The sequence below is a fragment of the Streptomyces sp. 8N706 genome (assembly GCF_052245415.1).
GTDB lineage: Bacteria > Actinomycetota > Actinomycetes > Streptomycetales > Streptomycetaceae > Streptomyces.
On the sequence record NZ_JBQQBW010000062.1, the window covers coordinates 23038 to 41364 of the forward strand.

Below are 18327 nucleotides of genomic sequence, written 5' to 3' on the forward strand. Positions count from 1 at the left end.
AGGACCTATGAGCACGCGGGTCGAGCCGGGCGACGTAACGAAGCGCCGCAGCGACGTGGCGAACCTCCCCAGCTTTGAGGCCGTACACGAACCCTCGCCCGACCGGGTCCTGGCCTCCGGGCGCGACCAGACGATCCGCTGGCGGCCGGGCGAGCGGCTGGAGCACCTCTTCGAGGACCGCTGCGACCGGCTGAGGGAGAGCGGCGCGGGCGGCCGGCCGGCCGTGGACACCGGCGATACGGTCCTCACCTACGACCAGCTGGACCAGCGGGCCAACCAGCTGGCCCGCCATCTGCTCGCCCGGGGAGTACGGCCCGGTGAGCGGGTCGGGCTGCTCTTCGACCAGGCCGTCCACTCCTACGTCGGCATGCTGGCCGTCCTCAAGACCGGCTGCGTGTACGTGCCGCTCGACGTCTCCTTCCCGCCCGACCGGCTGAGCTACATCGTGCGGGACGCCGGAGTGCGGCTGGTGCTCTCCCACTCGCGGGTGCGGGACCGCCTGCGGCCGACGGCCGCCACGGTTCTGTGCGTCGACGAGGCCGGGGCGCTCCTCGCCGCCGAGGACGGCCGCCGCCCCCGCCGCGTGCCGGAAGAGGAGCTGCCCGACGACCTCTGCTACATCATCTACACCTCCGGCTCCACCGGCCGTCCCAAGGGAGTGGCCATCACCCACGCCGGCATCTGCAACTTCGTCCGCGTCGCCGGCGAGATCTACGGGCTGCGGCCGCAGGACCGCGTCTATCAGGGCATGACGATCGCCTTCGACTTCTCCGTCGAGGAGATCTGGGTGCCGCTGATGGTGGGCGCGACCCTGGTTCCCCGGCCCGGCGGCTCCGCCCTGGTCGGCCGGGAGCTGTGGGAGTTCCTCGCGGCGCATGAGGTCACCGCTCTGTGCTGTGTCCCGACCCTGCTGGCGACTCTCGACGAGGACCTCCCCGGCCTGCGCTTCCTGCTGGTGTCCGGCGAGGCATGTCCCAAGGACCTCATCGCCCGCTGGCACCGGCCCGGCCGCAGATTCCTGAACGTCTACGGACCCACGGAGGCCACGGTCACCGCGACCTGGGCCCCCGTGGACCCGGACGGGCCGGTGACCATCGGCGTGCCGCTGCCCACCTATTCCGCCGTCATCCTCGACCCGGCGGAGCGCAGGGCGCTGCGCCCAGGGGAAACGGGCGAGATCGGCCTCGCGGGCGTCGGCCTGGCCCGCGGCTATGTCAACCGCGACGACCTCACGGACCGGGCCTTCATCCCGGACTTCCTCGGCATCGCCAACAACCCGTCCGGCAGGATCTACCGGACCGGCGATCTCGGCCGGGTCAACGACGACGGCGAGATCGAGTACCACGGCCGTATCGACACCCAGGTCAAGATCCGCGGGTACCGGATCGAGCTGAGCGAGATCGAGTCGGTGCTGCTGCGGATGCCCGGCGTCGCCCAGGCCGTGGTCGACACCTACGAACCGGAGCCCGGCCTGGTCGAGCTCGTCGCCTACTACAGCCCGCACCGGGGCGCCGCCGCACCGGACCGCAGCCGCGTCCACGAGCAGCTGCGCCGCAGTCTGCCCGGCTACATGGTCCCCGCCTACCTGGAAGAGCTCGCGGCCCTCCCGATGCTGCCGAGCGGAAAGGCCGACCGCGCACACCTCCCCGCGCCCAGCGGCCCGCGGAGCCTCGCCGCGTATCACCGGTACACCCCTCCGGCCACCCCCACCGAGGAAACCCTCGCCCGCCTTCTCGCCGAGGCGCTGCACCTGGACCAGGTCTCGGCCGACAGCCACTTCTTCGAGGAGCTCGGGGCGAACTCGCTGCTCATGGCGCAGTTCTGCGCGCGGGTGCGGAAGCGGACCGGACTGCCCCCGGTCTCGATGAGGGACGTCTATCTGAACCCGACGGTCACCCGGCTGGCCGCCGCCCTCACCACCCTGCCGCCCGCTTCCGCCGAGGCCCCGGCCCCGGCCCCGAGCCGTGCCTCGCGCCCGGTCGGAATGGCACGGTACGCCCTGTGCGGGGCCTTGCAGTTCCTGCTCTTCCTCGGATACGCCTACGCCGGCTCCTTCCTGTTGTTCGAGGGCTACGACTGGGTCTCCGACGCGTCCGGACCGATCGACAGCTACCTGCGCGCGACCGCGTTCGGCGCCGCGACCTTCCTGGCCGTGTCCACCGTGCCGATCCTGGTGAAGTGGACACTCGTCGGCCGGTGGAAGCGCCAGGAGATCCGGATCTGGACCGTGGCCTACCTCCGCTTCTGGACCGTCAAGACGCTGGTCCGGCTGAACCCGCTGGTCCTGTTCGCCGGTTCACCGCTCTATACGCTCTACCTCAGGGCGCTGGGTGCGAAGATCGGACGCGGCACGGTGATCTTCTCCCGCTCCCTGCCCGTCTGCACCGACCTGCTCACCGTCGGCGAGAACACGGTGATCCGCAAGGACGCGTACTTCACCTGCTACCGGGCCATGGCCGGACGCATCCGGACCGGCCCCGTCACCCTCGGCAGCGACGTCCTCGTCAGCGAGGGCACGGTGCTCGACATCGACGTGTCCATGGGCGACGGATCCCAACTGGGCCACTCCTCCTCCCTCCACGCCGCGCAGACGGTGCCCGACGGGCAGGCATGGCAGGGGTCGCCGGCACAGCCCGCCGAGGTGGACTTCCGCGCGGTCGGACCCGCACGGTGCGGCACCCCGAAGAGAGCTCTGTACGCCGCCGTACAGCTGCTCACCGTTCCCTTCGTCTATCTGCCGCTGGGCCTCGGAGTCCTGGGCACGCTGCTCCCGTGGTTCCTCACCACGGCGCACGCGGGCGCGGGTGCCCTCGCCTTCTACCGCGACAACCTCCTCGGTTCCCTCGTACTCTTCTTCGGCCCCCTGCTCGCCGGACTCGCCTTCGTGGTCACCGTCCCGCGCCTGCTGAACCTCCCGCTCAAGCCGGACACCGTCTATCCGCTGTACGGGGTGCACTACTCGCTCCAGCGGACCATCGCGCGCATCACCAACATGAAGGCCTACATGGTCCTCTTCGGCGACAGCGCGTTCATCGTCCACTACCTGCGCGCCCTCGGATGGGACCTCTCCCGGGTCGTGCAGACCGGGTCGAACTTCGGCGTCGGGCAGAAGCACGAGTCGCCGTACCTGACCCGCGTCGGCAGCGGGACGATGGTCTCCGACGGGCTGTCGGTCATCAACGCCGACTTCTCCTCCACCTCCTTCCGGCTCACCCGGGCCGAACTGGGCCCCCGAAACTTCCTCGGCAACGGCGTCTCGTATCCGTCACGGGCCAGGACGGGCGACAACTGTCTGCTCGGTACGAAGGTGATGGTGCCCATCGACGGCGCCGTACGGGAGGGAATCGGACTGCTGGGGTCGCCCTGCTTCGAGATCCCCCGGTCGGTGCAGCGCGACAGCCGTTTCGACCACCTCAAGAGCGGGGACGAGCTGCGCCGCCGCCTGGCCGCGAAGACCCGGCACAACGTCGTCACCATCGCGCTGTATCTGCTGGTGAAGTGGATCGAGTTCTATGTCGTCGTACTGATCGCCGCGATGGCCGTGGAGCAGTACGCGCGGTTCGGACCCTCCGTGGTCGCCACGGCGACCGTGCTCGCTCTGCTGTCCACCATCGTCCTGTCCGTCCTGGCCGAACGGGCCGCGATGGGGTTCCGCCCCCTGCGCCCGCGCTTCTGCTCCATCTACGATCCGTACTTCTGGCGTCATGAGCGCCACTGGAAGCTGACCATGGCGCCGCTGTTCAACGGCACCCCTTTCAAGAGCGTGATCTGGCGGCTGGCGGGGGTGCGCATCGGCCGCAGGGTCTTCGACGACGGCTGCGGCATACCCGAGAGAACCCTCGTCACCATCGGGGACGACTGCGCCCTGAACATGGGCACCACGATCCAGTGCCACTCACTGGAGGAGGGCACCTTCAAGTCCGACCGCATCACGATCGGTACGGGCTGCACGCTCGACACCGGCGCTCTGGTCCACTACGGGGTGACGATGGGCGACGGCGCGGTGCTCGGCCCCGACTCCTTCCTGATGAAGGGCCAGGAGGTCACCCCCGCGGCACGGTGGCGGGGGAACCCGGCGCGGGAGATCCAGGAACCGGCGCCGTCCGCTCGAGGAACGTGAACTCCCCGCAGCCGGGCCCAGGGCCGCTGCGGGGAGCTCACACAGCGTCGGATACCGCCGTCCCCTGTCTCCGCGACGGCAGCGGCCTTCGGACCGAGGGCGAGGTCCGTTGCGCGGAGCGGACCTCGCCCTGGTCTGTGAAGGTCAGCGGCCTGCAAGGCCTCAATATCACGAGGCATGGGCGGTGGTCGAGGTGCTTTCGGGCAACGCCGTGGTGCCGTGCAGACGACGGGAAGGCAACCGCCCGCTGACTCAACTTCCCATCGGGCAAAGGGGGTTGACGGGCAAGGGGGCGATCGAGTGAGATGAACCACGTTCGGCAATGACGAACGGCTCACCGTATAGCCGACCCTTGGTTGGCGATCGGATGGTCCGTCCCTCTTCCCGACGCCACAGACTTCGCGACGCGGACGTGTCGCGGCTCGGGGGAGCACCACCACCGCGCCCCGCTGCCGCTCCGGGCGACCGCGCGACTGAGCAGACAGAACGACAGAGCGACAGAACGACCGATGGGATCAACGTGACCGTGCAAGCTGTCGACCACATCGAGTTCTTCGTGGGCGATGCCGTCCAGGCCGCCCACTATCACTGCAGTGCCTACGGCTTCCGTGTCGTGGCCGAGGCCGGTCCCCTCACCGGACTCCCGGGCGTCAGGTCGCTCGTGCTCGCGCACGGTGGCGTCCGCCTCGTGCTGACCTCCGCACTCCACGGCGACCACGAGGCCTCCCGTTTCGTACGCCGGCACGGCGACGGGGTGCGGGACGTGGCCCTGCGTACGGACGACGCCACCGGTGACTTCGCCCGAGCGGTGGCCGCGGGGGCCGAGCCCGTCGCCGAGCCGCGGACCTTCGAGGACGGCGACGGCCGTGTCACCGTGGCCACCATCGCCGTCACGAACGACCTGGTCCACAGCTTCGTACAACGTGACGATCCGTCAGGCCCCTTTCTGCCCGGACGTTACCGACCCACCGCCGCCGCACCGGGGCCCGATCTGCTCCGATCGGTCGACCACCTGGCTCTCTGCCTGCGGCCCGGTTCGCTCAAAGCCATGGTCGACTTCTACCAGCGCGCTCTGGGCCTGAAGCACACCTACGACGAGTACATCGTCGTCGGTGGCCAGGCCATGGACTCCAAGGTCGTCCAGGACGCGACCCGGGGTGTCACCTTCACCATGGTCGAACCCGACCCCATCAGCGACCGCGGACAGCTCAACGACTTCCTCGAGAGCTTCGACGGTCCCGGCGTTCAGCATGTCGCCTACGGCACGCGCGACATCGTCCACGCCGTGCGGGAACTGCGCGGCAACGGGGTCGAGTTGCTCAACACCCCGGCGAGCTACTACGCCGCACTGTCCGAACGCGGCATCGAGGTGGACATCGAGACCGAGGTCCTCCAGGAACTGGGCCTGCTGGTGGACCGGGACGACTGGGGGCACCTGGTGCAGGTGTTCACCCGCTCGCCCTACGCCCGCCGGACCGTGTTCTTCGAGCTGATCCAGCGCGTCGAGGCCCGTACCTTCGGCAGCGGCAACATCAAGGCCCTCTACGAAGCGGTGGAGCGCGAGCGGGCCAACGCCGCGAACGCCGTCGCCGCGCCGGTCGGGGCCGCCGCCCCGGATGCCGGATGACGCTCCCCGCCGGCCCGCCGGTCCGGCATGAGCGCCCGGCCGCCACCACGCTCGTGCACCCGCGGGACTACGAGAAGGCCGCCCGTGCCCGGCTCGACCGGTCCGTGTGGGACTACATCGCGGGCGGCAGCGGTGACGAGACAACTCTGCGGGCCAACCGGGACGCCTACGCCCGCTACCGACTGCGTCCGCGGACCCTCGTGGATGTGTCCCACTGCGAGACGGGCACCACCCTGCTGGGCAGCCCGGTGGCCTTCCCCGTCGGCGTCGCCCCCATGGCGTACCACCGCCTGGTCGACCCGGAGGGCGAGACGGCCACTGTGCGTGCGGCCGGGGCGGTGGGCGCGCTCACCGTCACCAGCACCTTCGCCAGCACCACGCTGGAGGAGACGGCCGCCGCGGCCACCGGTCCGCTGTGGCTGCAGCTCTACGTCATGCGCCGCCGCGAGATCACCGAAGCCCTGGTCCGCAGGGCCGAGGCAGCCGGGTACCGGGCCCTGACCATCACCGTCGACACCCCCCGAATGGCACGCCGGGAGCGAGACTTGCGCAACGGCTTCAGCCTGCCGCCGCACATCCGGCCGGCCAACCTCGACGACGGCTCCGCGCACGGACTGCACGACGGCCGGTCGGGTGCCTCCGCCCTGGCCGTGCACACCGCCCGGCACATCGACGCCGCGTTCACCTGGAAGGACCTGGCCTGGCTGCGGTCACTGACCCCGCTGCCCCTCGTACTGAAGGGCGTGCTCACCGCGGAGGACGCCCGGCGCGCGGCCGACCTGGGGATCGAGGGGATCATCGTGTCCACCCACGGGGGCCGTCAGCTCGACGGCGCGGTGGCGGCACTCGATGCCCTGCCCGAAGTCGTCGAAGCCGTACCCGCGCACTGCGAGGTCCTGGTCGACGGCGGCATCCGGCGGGGCACCGACGTCATCAAGGCACTGGCCCTCGGGGCCCGCGCGGTGCTGATCGGCCGCCCTGTTCTCTGGGGCCTGGCCGTCGAGGGTGCCGCCGGTGCCGAACGGGTCCTCTCCGCCCTGCACCAGGAACTCGAGGACGCCATGGCCCTGTGCGGCCGGCCCAGCCTCGACACGATCGGCCGGGACCTGCTCCACCCCCACTCCCTCTCCTGCTCCTACGCACAACCGCACCACGACTGACAGGGACGGCATCTCGATGAACGACACGCCTTTCGCTCTCACCCCTGACGAGCAGGCTCTCCTGCCCTCCGAGGAGGAGGTGCAGTTCTACCAGGAGCACGGCTGGTATCTGTCCAAGAAGCTGCTGACGGACGAGGAGGTCGACACCCTCACCGCCGCCGCCGACCGGTTCTACGACGGCCACCGTGACCGCGTACTGCCCCGGCGGCCGCCGCGCCTGGCCTACTGGGAGCCTGAGCAGGGCGATGTGCACCGGCACAACGACTACATCTTCTACGAGGACGACACCATCCGCCGCATCCTGTCCAAGCCCGTCGTCGCGGCGGTCGCGGCACGCATCGCGCGGACCAGTCGGATACGGCTGTGGAACAGCACGCTCATCCACAAGCCGCCGCGCCCGGAGGACGCCCGGAACATCGTGCCCTGGCACTTCGACCGCCACTACTGGCAGACCTGCTCCTCCGACGAGATGCTCACCGCGTTCATCCCCTTCCACGACTGCGACGAGGAGATGGGGACGATCACGATGATCGACGGCAGCCACACCTGGAAGGAGACCGGAAACGATGACTCCACCTCCCGCCACTTTGCGGAACGCGACCGGTCCGAACTCGAGGAGATGCTCGAGGAGAACGCCGCCTACAACAACGTCGAGGTGCGCAAGGTGCCCGTGAACATCCCCAAGGGGCACATCAGTTTCCACCACTGCCGGACCTACCACGGCAGCGGGCACAACCGCAGCGACCGCCCCCGCCGCGCCATCTCCCTCCATCTGCAGGACCGCACCAACCAGTGGCGGCCCTTCCAACTGTCCTCGGGTGACCTGGTCGTCTACAACAACGACGTACTCGTCCGCACGGACGCCCAGGGCCACCCCGACTACACCGACCCGGAGTTCTGCCCGGTCCTGTGGGAGGACCCCCGGTGAGGGACTGCACCTCCCCGACCACTGTGCTGGCCGCCGACGAGCTGCACGGTTCCCTCTCCGACCCCCTCATGGAGGTGATGAACTTCCTCAACGAGATCACCTCACGCCACCCGGAGGCGATCTCCTTCGGCCCCGGCCGCCCGTACGAGGGCCTGTTCGAGGTCGAGCGGATCGGCGAGTACCTCGACACCTACGTACGGCACCTCTCCGACGACCTGGGCCGCACCCGCGACGAGGTGCGCACCCTGCTCTTCCAGTACGGGCGCACCAACGGCCATATCCACGAGCTGGTGGCCCGGACCCTGGTCAACGACGAGGGCATCCGCGCCGATCCGGAGTCCGTCGTGGTCACCGTGGGCTGTCAGGAGGGGATGCTGATCGCCCTGCGGGCGCTGTTCGCCCGCCCCTCCGACGTCCTCCTGGTCCCCTCGCCGTGCTACATCGGCATCACGGGGGCGGCCCGGCTGCTGGACATCGAGACCGTGCCGGTCCCCGAGGGGGAGGACGGGATCGACCCCGAGGCGCTGCGGAGTACCGTCACCGCACTGCGGCGGGCCGGGAAGCGGGCCCGCGCGCTGTATGTGGTGCCCGACTTCTCCAACCCCACCGGAACCTGTATGACGGTGCCCGCCCGCCGCCGCCTGCTGGAGCTGGCCGACGTGGAGGACCTGCTGATCCTGGAGGACAACCCGTACGGCTTCTTCACCCGGACCGGCACCCGGCGGCCCACGCTGAAGGCGCTCGACTGCCTGCGTCGCGTGATCTACCTCGGTTCCTTCGCCAAAACCTGCTTCCCCGGCGCCCGGGTGGGCTATGTGGTCGCCGACCAGCAGGTCCGGATGCCCGACGGCCGCCGCACCCTCCTGGCCGAGGAGCTGTCCAAGGTCAAGAGCATGGTCACGGTGAACACTCCCGCGCTCAGCCAGGCCGTCATCGGCGGGATGCTCATCACGCACGACTACGGCCTGCGGAAGGCCAACAAGGCGGCCACCGACTTCTACCGCGAGAATCTGACGACCCTGCTGGACTGTCTCGACCGCCTGCTGCCGCCGGACCGTCGAGAGGCGGCCGGTATCCACTGGAACGCACCCGAGGGCGGATTCTTCCTGACCCTCACCCTGCCCGTCCCGGCGGACAACGCGCTGCTGGAGGTGTCCGCCCGGGACCACGGGGTCATCTGGACACCGATGAGTTACTTCTATCCGGACGGCGGCGGACGGCACCAGATGCGGCTGTCGCTCAGCTACCTCACACCGGACCAGGTCACCGAGGGAGCGAGCCGTCTGGTGTCCCTGCTGGAACGGAGCTGTGCATGAACGCCGTGCTGTACGCGGTGACCGTGGCGATCTGGGGTTCGACCTGGCTGGCGATCAAGGGCCAGCTCGGAGAGGTGGACCCCACGACGTCGATCGCCTACCGGTTCGCCCTGGCCGCCGCGGTCCTGCTGGTCTGGGCCCGCCTGCGCGGACTGCCGCTGCGCTACCCGCCGCGCACCCATGGGCAGTTCGCCCTCATGGGCGCCCTGATGTTCTCCACGAACTTCCTCTGCTTCTACATCGCCGAGCAGCATCTGACCACCGGGCTCGTATCGATCATCTTCGCGATGTCCCTCCTGGTGAACATCGCCTTCGCCCGGCTGTTCTTCCACCGCACCATCGCCCCGAGGGTGCTGATCGGGGGAGCGGTCGGCCTGCTCGGGATCGCCACGGTGTTCTGGCCGGAGTTCGCCGACTTCAGCCTCTCCTCCGGCTCGGGGCAGGGGATCCTGCTCTCGGTCGTGGGCACCCTGGTGTTCTGCCTGGGCAATGTGGTCTCCGGGAAGACACAGGCCACGGGCATCCCGGTGGTGCAGAGCACGGGCTACGCGATGGCGTACGGAGCCCTGCTGATGGCGCCGTTCGCCCTCTTCCTCGGCGACGGCTCCGCGTTCGAACCCACGCTCGAGTACACCGGCTCGCTGCTCTACCTCGCCGTCTTCGGCTCGGTGATCGGCTTCGGTTCCTACCTCACGCTGCTGGGGCGCATCGGCGGTGAGCGGGCGGCGTACGCCACCGTCCTCTTCCCGGTCGTGGCCCTGCTGCTGTCCACGGCGTTCGAGGACTTCCACTGGTCCGCGCGGGACCTGGTGGGGGTCGCACTGATCCTGGCCGGTAACGCCGTCGTGCTGACCAAGCCGGAACTGCTGCGGCGGGTGGCGGGCCTCGACCGGGAAGGCCGTACCCCCGCCGGGTCCGCGACCGCGGCCGCGCCAGGGTCGGCGCCGGCGAACTCAGCAGGCGAGTAACCCCCACGTCCATCTCCGAGGCCCGGCCGGGGTTCGCCCGCACGGACGACCCGGCCGGCCTCGTACTTCTCTCGTCGCTCGTCTCTTCGGTCGAGGAGTACCACCGTGCGTACTGCCGCCATCGTCGGCACCGGCCTCATCGGCACATCGATCGCCCTCGCGCTCAGCGCCCGGGGAGTGACCACCCATCTGCTCGACCGCGACCCCCGTACCGTACGCACCGCCGCCGCACGAGGCGCGGGGACGCCCGATTCACCGTCGGAACCCGTGGACATCGCCATCCTGGCCGTTCCGCCCCTGCACACCGCCGCCGCCCTGGCGGAGCAGCAGGCCCGCAAACTGGCCACGGTCTACACGGACGTGGCGAGCGTCAAAGGCCTGCCCTCCGCCCGGATCCGGGAACTCGGCTGTGACGCCACGACCATGGTGGGCGGGCATCCGCTGGCCGGCCGCGAACGGTCCGGGCCGCTGGCTGCCCGGGCCGACCTGTTCCAGGACCGGCCCTGGGTGCTGACACCGGGCCCCGAGACCAGCGAGGCGGCTCTCAACCGCGCCCTGGAACTGGTGGCGTTGTGCGGGGCGGTGCCCGTGCTCCTGGACGCGCACGCCCACGACCGCGCCGTGGCCCTGGTCTCCCACCTGCCGCATCTGATGGCGAGCCTCACCGCTGCCCGGCTGCTGGACGGCGAGGACTACGCGGTACGACTGGCCGGGCGCGGCGCACAGGATGTGACCCGGATCGCCGCCGGCGACGCCGATCTGTGGGCCGACATCCTCGCCGCCAATGCGGCCGCCATCAGTGAGCCGCTGGCGCAACTCGTCGCCGACCTGGCGACAACGGCCGACGCCCTGCGCCGCCTGGCGGACGGTGACCCGGCCCACCGCGACGGCGCCCTGGCCGATCTGGCGGAGATGCTGCGCCGCGGCGGCGCGGGACACGCTCGTATAGCGGCCCGCCGCTCCGGCGCCTGGACCGCGCTCTCGGTCTCGGTTCCGGCCGGTGACCAGGACGGACAGGTGGCGCGGCTGCTCGACGACATCGGCGAGACACAGGTGGAACTGGAGGACATGGTGTTCCCGGAGACAACGGGCCGGCGGGGCGACGCGGTGCGACTCATGGTCCTCCCCACGGCCGCCCGCCCCCTCACCGACGCCCTGCGCAGCCGCGGTTGGGCGGTCCGCTGCTGATCCGCCGCGCCGGTCGTCGTTCCGTTTCCGGGCGCCGGCATGCCGGGCCGCCCTCCCGGGTGCCGCACACATGCGCCACCCGGGAGAGGCAGCGGTCACTGCTCAGTGCCGGACCGGCGGCCGGTCCCAGTGGCGGTGTGCGGCGACCGCCGCGGTCAGCTGGGAGAGGAACTCCTCACCGGCGCCGCCGGTGGAGGTGTCACTGACCACGCCGTGATCCGCCACGGCGCCGTCGCCGTCACCGGCCAGACGCAGTCCTTCCGGCTCCAGCTTCGCCACGAGGCCGACACCGCTGCCGAGGGCCCCGACCGGCTTGCCGTGCCGGTAGGCGTCTCGTACGAACCGCAGGACCGTCGCGTCGGCGACCAGCTCCTGCACGCTCGACGGGCCGCCGGGCACGACCACCGCGTCGTACAGCACCGAGGCGACCGTGGGCAGGGCCCGGTCGACCCGGTGCTCACGGCCGTCGCCGTCGCGCACCGACCCGTCGTGGAAGGCGAGTTCCTCGACGACGGCGCCACCGGCCTCCAGTACCTCACGGACCGCGCCGACCTGGGCGGCGTCCACCCCGTCGGCGACGAGCACGGCGACCTGGCGGGTGCGGATACTCCCGTCACCCCGGTTGTTCTCACCGGCCAGGCTCAGCGCGGGTGACGGCTCGGGCTGAGGGGTGTCCTCCTTCTCCGGCGGAGCGACACCGATGCCTTCGGCGACGGCGGTGGCCAGGCCGTGGTGCACATGGGCGAGCTGCTCGACGGTCCGCTCGCGCACCTGCATCGACCCCACCTTGCCCAGCTCGAAGCGGAAGGCGTCGATGATGTGCTGCTTCTCCCAGTCGGCCATGCTGAGGAAGAACAGTGCCGCCTGCGTGTAGTGGTCCTTGAAGCTCTCGCTGCGCTTGCGGATCTTCCGTCCGTCCACCCGTTCCTGGAGGTGGCTGAAGGCGCTCGGGTCGGCTCCGGTGTGGACGGGGCAGCCGCCGCCGAGGGAGTTCGGGCTGTAACTGGTGCCGCTGTGGATCTGGCCCTGGTGGTATCCGTCGCGCTGGTTGTTGCGCACCGGGGCGACCGGCCGGTTGACGGGAATCTGGGCGAAGTTGGGGCCGCCCAAGCGGATCAGCTGGGTGTCCAGATAGGAGAAGTTACGGGCCTGGAGCAGCGGGTCGTTGGTGAAGTCGATGCCCGGTACGACGTTGGCCGTATGGAAGGCCACCTGCTCGGTCTCCGCGAAGTAGTTCTCCGGGTTGCGGTCGAGGACCATACGCCCGATGGGGCGGGCGGGGACCTGCTCCTCCGGAATGATCTTCGTGGCGTCCAGCAGGTCGAAGTCGAAGGAGTGCTCGTCGGTCTCCGGGACCAGCTGCACACACAGCTCGTACTCGGGGTGGTTCCCGGCGGCGATGTTGTCCCACAGGTCCCGGCGGTTGAAGTCCGGGTCCCTACCCTGTGTTTCCTGGGCCTCGTCCCACACCAGGGAGTGCACTCCGAGCTTCGGTTTCCAGTGGAATTTGACGAAGGTGCCCTGCCCCTCGGCGTTGACGAAGCGGAAGGTGTGGACCCCGAAGCCCTGCATCGTCCGGTAGCTCCGCGGAATCGCCCGGTCGGACATCAGCCACATCATCATGTGCATCGTCTCGGGCTGCAGGGAGACGAAATCCCACAGGGTGTCGTGGGCGGAGGCGCCGGTGGGGATTTCGTTGTGCGGTTCCGGCTTCACCGCGTGCACGAAGTCCGGGAACTTGATGCCGTCCTGGATGAAGAAGACCGGCATATTGTTTCCCACCAGGTCGTAATTTCCCTCCGCGGTGTAGAACTTCGTGGCGAATCCACGAACGTCGCGCACCGTGTCCGCGGAGCCCCGCGGTCCCTGGACGGTGGAGAAGCGTACGAACACCGGGGTTCGCACCGACGGGTCCTGGAGAAAGGCGGCCTTGGTGAACTCCGAGCAGGAGTGGTAGGGCTCGAAGAAGCCGTACGCTCCCGCGCCCCGGGCGTGGACGACGCGCTCCGGAATGCGCTCGTGGTCGAAACGTGTGATCTTCTCGCGGAAGTGAAAGTCCTCCAGGAGGGTGGGCCCGCGCTCACCCACCTGGAGGGAGTCGTCCGTGTGATCGACCACGACGCCCTGGTCCGTGGTGAGCGGGCCGCCGGCGGGGTCGGCGGCGTGATGCTGCTCGCGCTGCCGCTGTTTGGCGTCGGTGGGGCGGGATGCGTGGCTGGCCATGGTCGTCTCCTTCGCGGACGTCGCCTCTGGGCGCGATCCCGTTGCGAGTGCCGTGCGTGCGCTCGCTCAAACCCGGTGCACCCGAGACCGCCGCGGCCGCGGCTCTCCCCGGGACCCGCCTGCTCCGGAACGGCGGCCGGGCCGCCCGGCCGCCGTCGTATGCGTGGGGCCGCCCCGGGGGGAGGAGCTGACCGGCCGGGATGACACCTGGGAATCGGATGGCCACGGAACGGGGACATGAGGAGGCCGTCTTCCTACCGGCTGCGGCGGCATCTCCTCTGAGGGTCCGGCCCACGGTCGTAACCCGGAGTGAGGCCCTGCCGGAGCGCCCTGTGACGCGTCTTCCTCACCTCGCCCGGACTGCTGTCGATTGATCGTTTGGTCCGGGGGTAGGCGGACGCCCAGTTGCCGGTTGTCCCCGTGGAAGAGAAGGAGACGAGCATGCTGATGGCCCACCCCGCGGTTCTGAAGAACCTGGTGGAGCGGTACGAAGCCCTCGCTGTCCTCGACGCGGGAAGGGGCGGCCCCGAGGTTCGTCAGGAATTCGAGGACGTCGCCTACGCGATGTGTGTGTCCACCGGAACCCAGGACGCCGAAAGCGCGCTGGTCGCGGCCCGCCATCAACTGCCCGGCGCGCGCACCCTGGATGACTCGGTGCTCAGTTCCTGAGAATCTCCCGTCCTCACGGAGCAGCCCCCGGCAGGAGCCGGGGGCTTTAGAGGCGTTCCGCCCCCCGCCCGTCCGAGCCCGCAGAGGGCCGGATGGGCAGGGGGCGGACGGGCGGGGGGAGCCGCCCGGGGCCGAGGCGGAGCGGGTGGTGTCAGCGGCCTTCGTGCAGCACCATCGCCGAGCCACCGCCACGGCGCTTGGGTTCGGCCACCGCCGAGACCTTGCCCTCCGGCAGGAACTCCAGCGCGGCCACCGCCCCGATCTCCGGCGACGGGGTGAAGGTCGTCGGCGCCGGCACGAAGCGGTGGCCGATGCCCTCCAATTCCTTGCGCTCGGGCGAGTCCAGGAACGCCGGCTCGGCTTCCGTCGTGGTCCGGTTCCGCTGGGAGATCCGCGGCGCGGCGACGGCCTCGGGCAGCGACATGCCCAGGTCCAGACGGTTGACCAGGGTTTGCAGCACCGTGGTGATGATGGTGGCGCCGCCCGGCGAGCCCACGGCGAACCTCGGCTTGCCGTCCTCCAGCACGATCGTCGGCGACATGCTGCTGCGCGGCCTCTTGCCCGGCCCCGGCAGGTTCGGATCCGGCGTCCCCTCGTCGAGGGGGGCGAAGTCGAAGTCGGTCAGCTCGTTGTTGAGGAGAAACCCGCGTCCGGGCACGGTGATGCCCGAGCCGCCGGTCTGCTCGATCGTCAGGGTGTAGGAGACGACGTTGCCCCAGCGGTCGGCGGTCACCAGATGGGTGGTCGAGGGCCCCTCGTGCGGCTCCTTGTTCCCGGTGCCACGGACGCAGCCCGATCCCGTACCGCGTGGGTCCGCGGGAGCCAGCGGGCTGGTCAGCGTGGCGTCGGAGCGGATCAGGCAGGCCCGGTCCTTGGCGAATCCCTTGGAGAGCAGCTCCTTGGTGGGCACGTCCGAGAAGGCCGGGTCGCCCACCCAGCGATTGCGGTCGGCGAAGGCGATCCGGCTGGCCTCCAGGTAATGGTGGAGCGCCTGGCCCCGGTCGGCGGGCGAGAGGTCGAAGTTCTCCAGGATGTTCAGCGCCTCGCCCACGGTCGTACCGCCGGACGAGGAGGGCGCCATGGAGTAGACGTCGAGCCCGTGGTACGAGGTCCGGGTCGGGGCGCGGCGTACGGTCGTGTAGTCGGCGAGGTCGCGCCGCTCCATGAGTCCGGGCCGGGCCGTGTGGTCGGAGCCGGCGGCCACCGGCGGCTTGCGGACGGTCCGCACCACGTCGCGGCCGATGTCGCCGCGGTAGAGCGCGTCGACGCCCTCATGGGCGAGCTGCCGGTAGGTCCGGGCGAGGTCGGGATTGCGGAAGCGCGAACCCACCACCGGGAGTTCGCCGTTGGGCAGGAACAGTTCCGTGGTGGAGCTGAAGTCGCGGAAGCGGTCCTCGTTCATGGCCGTCTGGGCCCGGAACTCGTCGTTGACGACAAAACCGTCCTCGGCCAGCCTGGTGGCGGGGCGCAGGGCTTTCGCCAGGGAGACCGTTCCCCAGTCGTCCAGGGCCTTCTGCCAGGTGGCGGGCGTACCGGGCACACCCACGGAGAGCCCGGAGTTGACCGCTTCCGATGACGGGATGGGCTTGCCCGTCGCCGGGTCGATGAAGGAGTCCGAGCGCATACGGGCCGGGGCGGTCTCCCGGCCGTCGATGGTGCGCACCTTCCCGGACGAGGCGTCGTAGGAGACCAGATAACCGCCGCCCCCCACCCCCGCGGAGTAGGGCTCGACCACGCCGAGCGCGGAAGCGGTGGCCACCGCCGCGTCCACGGCGTTGCCGCCCTGCCGCAGCACATCGAGCCCGGCTTGGGATGCGTACGGGTTGACGCTCGAGACCGCGCCGCCGCTGCCGGTGGCAACCGGCTGCTTGGCGGGGGGCTCGAGCCCGGAGCCGGTGGAGGCGGACACGGCGCCGTGCGGGGACGAGGAGGAATGGGCGGCGACTGTGTGGACCAGCAGGGGAAGGGCGAGCGCGACCACGGACGTGGCAGCGACTGCGGCACGGCGGACAGCCATGTAGCCTCCGAGGACTTGGGTCGAGGGGTTGCCGAAACCCTGGCAGTGCCGGAGCTGACCAGCAACGATGAGCTTCAAGATTTGCGCGTAATCTGAGGTTCCGCTCGGTAATCCCGGGCGTGTCGGCCAACGGGGAGCGCCGCGGCCGGGTCCCGCACGACGGTACGCGAGGGCACCGGTTCGCGGCGGTCTCCCGCGCAGACCTCCGCGGAAGACCGGGAAGGCGCCTGGCGAGCCGCCATCAGTCTGCGGACGAACGGGGCGGACTCGCAGGGGGGCGGCCCTCAGGGGGACGGCGGCCCGATGCGGAGATCGTGACCTGTGGGATGTCAAGGAAGGCCGGGTCGTTCAGCAGGTCGGAGAATTCTTGACGTCGGCTCGGGGGGCCGGTGAGCGGTGGCCCTTCACGCCCGCCGCAGAGCTGCGGCGACGTCGAGTTGGGGGGAGGATGGCCCCATGGCCGAGCTCTCCGCGTCCTCGAGGTGTGATGTGTCCACGGATTCGCCCCTGTCCCTCTGGTCGAGGGACTCGGTGTTGTCGATCGGCTCCGTGGGCTCGGTGCTGTCCATCGGGTCGGTCGGGTCGGTGCTGTCCGTCGGGTCGGTCGGGAGCACCCTGTCGGCCGGCTCGATCGGTTCCGCCTTGTCGCTGATCTCAGCGGGATCGTGGCTGAGCGTGGGGTCGATGCTGTCCGCCCAGTCGCGGTGGTCGGTGCTGTCCTGGCGTTCGACCCGGGGCTTCCTGTCCGCCGGTGCGGTGGTGGCGGTGGCCGGTGCCGCGCTGCTGGCACCGCGCGGTCGAGGACGTTTCTCGATGGTGCGTACGCCGCCCCGTCGGCCGTCGCTGTCTTGAAGCCGGTTGCCTTCCCCGTCCCGGAGAGGCACCGGGCCCGGGTGACGGCCGCCGGTGCGGCCGACCGGCTCCCGGCCGAGGGGGCGACGCGGGCCGGGTGGTCGGTCCGGAGCGGGTGGCCCGCCTCCGCCCGGGTTCCGCTCGACCGGTGGGCGACGCCGGTCGACCCTCAGGAAGAGCCCGCGGAGGTCATGAGGTGCCCCCGGTGGAAGGGCCGAAGAATTCGATCTCGGCGATGGCCACCTGCTTGTTTCCGGCTGCCTGGTAGGACGAGCGCACGGTGAAGCGGACCGCGACCACGTCACGGGCGCGGAAGGCGCGGCGTTGGGGGCCTCCCTGATCGAGGGTGAGGTTCTTGGTCGTGGTGCGGCCGTCGGACGTGGTGATCCGGGCTTCGACCCGGTGGGGGAGCGCCGACTTCGACAACTCGTTCAGCCGCGCCGACTGGCCGGGAGTGATGACGAGGTCCAGCAGACGTACCGGCCGCGCGAAGCGGGCCTCCAGCCACTGGCCTTCGCCTCCGCCCGAGAGACCCGGGCCCCACCACGTATTGCTGAGCCTGTCGAAGGCGAGCACAGGGCCGTGGCCGGGGAACGAGCGGGACGCCTTGGAGGAGTCCGGGGCCAGCGGGGCTCGCTTGGCGAAGTGGTCCCGGACCGCCTGGGCGGCAGGCACCGCGTTGAACGCGACCGCCACCAGCAGGCCCAGGACCGCGGCCCCGAGCACCCAAGGGGCCAGGCGGAGCGGTGCCCGGCGCAGGCGGGGCCGATCACCCGCCCACGGCTCCTCCCTGTTCCGGGAGCCCAGCAGACGACGCCACCAGGGGCGGCGAACGGGAGTTGTCGGACCACCGGCCATCCGCATGGCGCAACGACGGCAGAAGTGACGGTCGGGGTGGTTGGGCGTGGAGCACCACGGGCAGGGCGTACCTCCACCGGTGTCGTCATCGGGGACCGGGGCGTTCACCCGCGGGCGAGCCGCCGACGGCCTGCCGGGCAGCACCGGTGCCACCGACGGCTCCGCGACCGTACGGGCTTCACGATCCGCAACAGGCACGAGGAGCGCACGAGCGCGCTCTTCCGCGGCGTTCGCGTCCGCCGCGGACGGACGTTCCTCAGGGCGGGGGTCGTCGGCGGCGCCGGGCGCGCCCGGCACGCTGCCGTCGGACCGGGCGCCGGAATCGGACCGGGCGCCGGAACCGCCGTCCGCGCTGCCGCCCATCCCGTCCCTCGGGTGTGCCGCGTCCGCCCCGTCGGTCC

The 18327-nt window shown here is 70.6% G+C and carries 12 protein-coding genes; 9 read left to right on the forward strand and 3 right to left on the reverse strand.

Going from position 1 to position 18327, the window contains the following annotated elements; genetic code table 11:
- Positions 1 to 7 precede the first annotated feature (7 nt).
- The 7 genes from ACTWQE_RS22030 (at position 8) to ACTWQE_RS22060 (ending at position 11307) form a co-directional block, all read left to right on the forward strand.
- The gene (locus ACTWQE_RS22030) at positions 8 to 4120 is read left to right on the forward strand and encodes a Pls/PosA family non-ribosomal peptide synthetase (protein ID WP_443330739.1); all 4113 of its coding nucleotides are present in this window, start codon (positions 8 to 10) and stop codon (positions 4118 to 4120) included.
- A gap of 520 nt (positions 4121 to 4640) precedes the next feature.
- Positions 4641 to 5747: a 4-hydroxyphenylpyruvate dioxygenase gene (gene hppD, locus ACTWQE_RS22035; protein ID WP_443330740.1), complete on the forward strand. Its 1107-nt coding sequence runs from the start codon at positions 4641 to 4643 to the stop codon at positions 5745 to 5747.
- Positions 5744 to 6907, forward strand: coding sequence for an alpha-hydroxy acid oxidase (locus ACTWQE_RS22040; protein ID WP_443330741.1), 1164 nt, complete (start codon positions 5744 to 5746; stop codon positions 6905 to 6907). Before hppD ends, ACTWQE_RS22040 begins: the two co-directional genes overlap by 4 nt.
- Before the next feature lie 16 nt (positions 6908 to 6923).
- The gene (locus tag ACTWQE_RS22045; protein ID WP_443330742.1) at positions 6924 to 7835 is read left to right on the forward strand and encodes a phytanoyl-CoA dioxygenase family protein; all 912 of its coding nucleotides are present in this window, start codon (positions 6924 to 6926) and stop codon (positions 7833 to 7835) included.
- Between the two features lie 68 nt (positions 7836 to 7903).
- Positions 7904 to 9151 (forward strand): aminotransferase-like domain-containing protein, encoded by a 1248-nt coding sequence (locus ACTWQE_RS22050; protein WP_443330750.1) that lies wholly within the window; start codon positions 7904 to 7906, stop codon positions 9149 to 9151.
- Entirely contained in the window at positions 9148 to 10119 is a 972-nt protein-coding gene (locus ACTWQE_RS22055) for a DMT family transporter (RefSeq protein WP_443330743.1), read from the forward strand. The genes ACTWQE_RS22050 and ACTWQE_RS22055 overlap by 4 nt, the downstream gene beginning before the upstream one ends.
- A gap of 105 nt (positions 10120 to 10224) precedes the next feature.
- On the forward strand, positions 10225 to 11307 hold the full coding sequence (locus ACTWQE_RS22060; protein ID WP_443330744.1) for a prephenate dehydrogenase: 1083 nt from the start codon (positions 10225 to 10227) through the stop codon (positions 11305 to 11307).
- A gap of 102 nt (positions 11308 to 11409) precedes the next feature.
- On the opposite strand, the gene ACTWQE_RS22065 is transcribed toward ACTWQE_RS22060, so the two are convergent.
- Positions 11410 to 13530, reverse strand: coding sequence for a catalase (locus ACTWQE_RS22065; RefSeq protein ID WP_443330745.1), 2121 nt, complete (start codon positions 13528 to 13530; stop codon positions 11410 to 11412).
- A 441-nt stretch (positions 13531 to 13971) separates the two neighbouring features.
- Between ACTWQE_RS22065 and ACTWQE_RS22070 the strand changes: the two genes are divergently transcribed.
- Entirely contained in the window at positions 13972 to 14199 is a 228-nt protein-coding gene (locus tag ACTWQE_RS22070) for a DUF5133 domain-containing protein (RefSeq protein ID WP_443330746.1), read from the forward strand.
- A 151-nt stretch (positions 14200 to 14350) separates the two neighbouring features.
- Here ACTWQE_RS22070 and ggt read toward each other — a convergent pair whose 3' ends face one another.
- Positions 14351 to 16216: a gamma-glutamyltransferase gene (gene ggt, locus ACTWQE_RS22075; RefSeq protein WP_443330747.1), complete on the reverse strand. Its 1866-nt coding sequence runs from the start codon at positions 16214 to 16216 to the stop codon at positions 14351 to 14353.
- A 456-nt stretch (positions 16217 to 16672) separates the two neighbouring features.
- Here ggt and ACTWQE_RS22080 point away from each other — a divergent pair, with 456 nt between their 5' ends.
- Positions 16673 to 17068, forward strand: coding sequence for a hypothetical protein (locus ACTWQE_RS22080; protein WP_443330748.1), 396 nt, complete (start codon positions 16673 to 16675; stop codon positions 17066 to 17068).
- Between the two features lie 189 nt (positions 17069 to 17257).
- On the opposite strand, the gene ACTWQE_RS22085 is transcribed toward ACTWQE_RS22080, so the two are convergent.
- Positions 17258 to 18327 (reverse strand): NADase-type glycan-binding domain-containing protein (locus tag ACTWQE_RS22085; RefSeq protein WP_443330749.1); only part of this gene is annotated, 1070 nt, incomplete at its 5' end.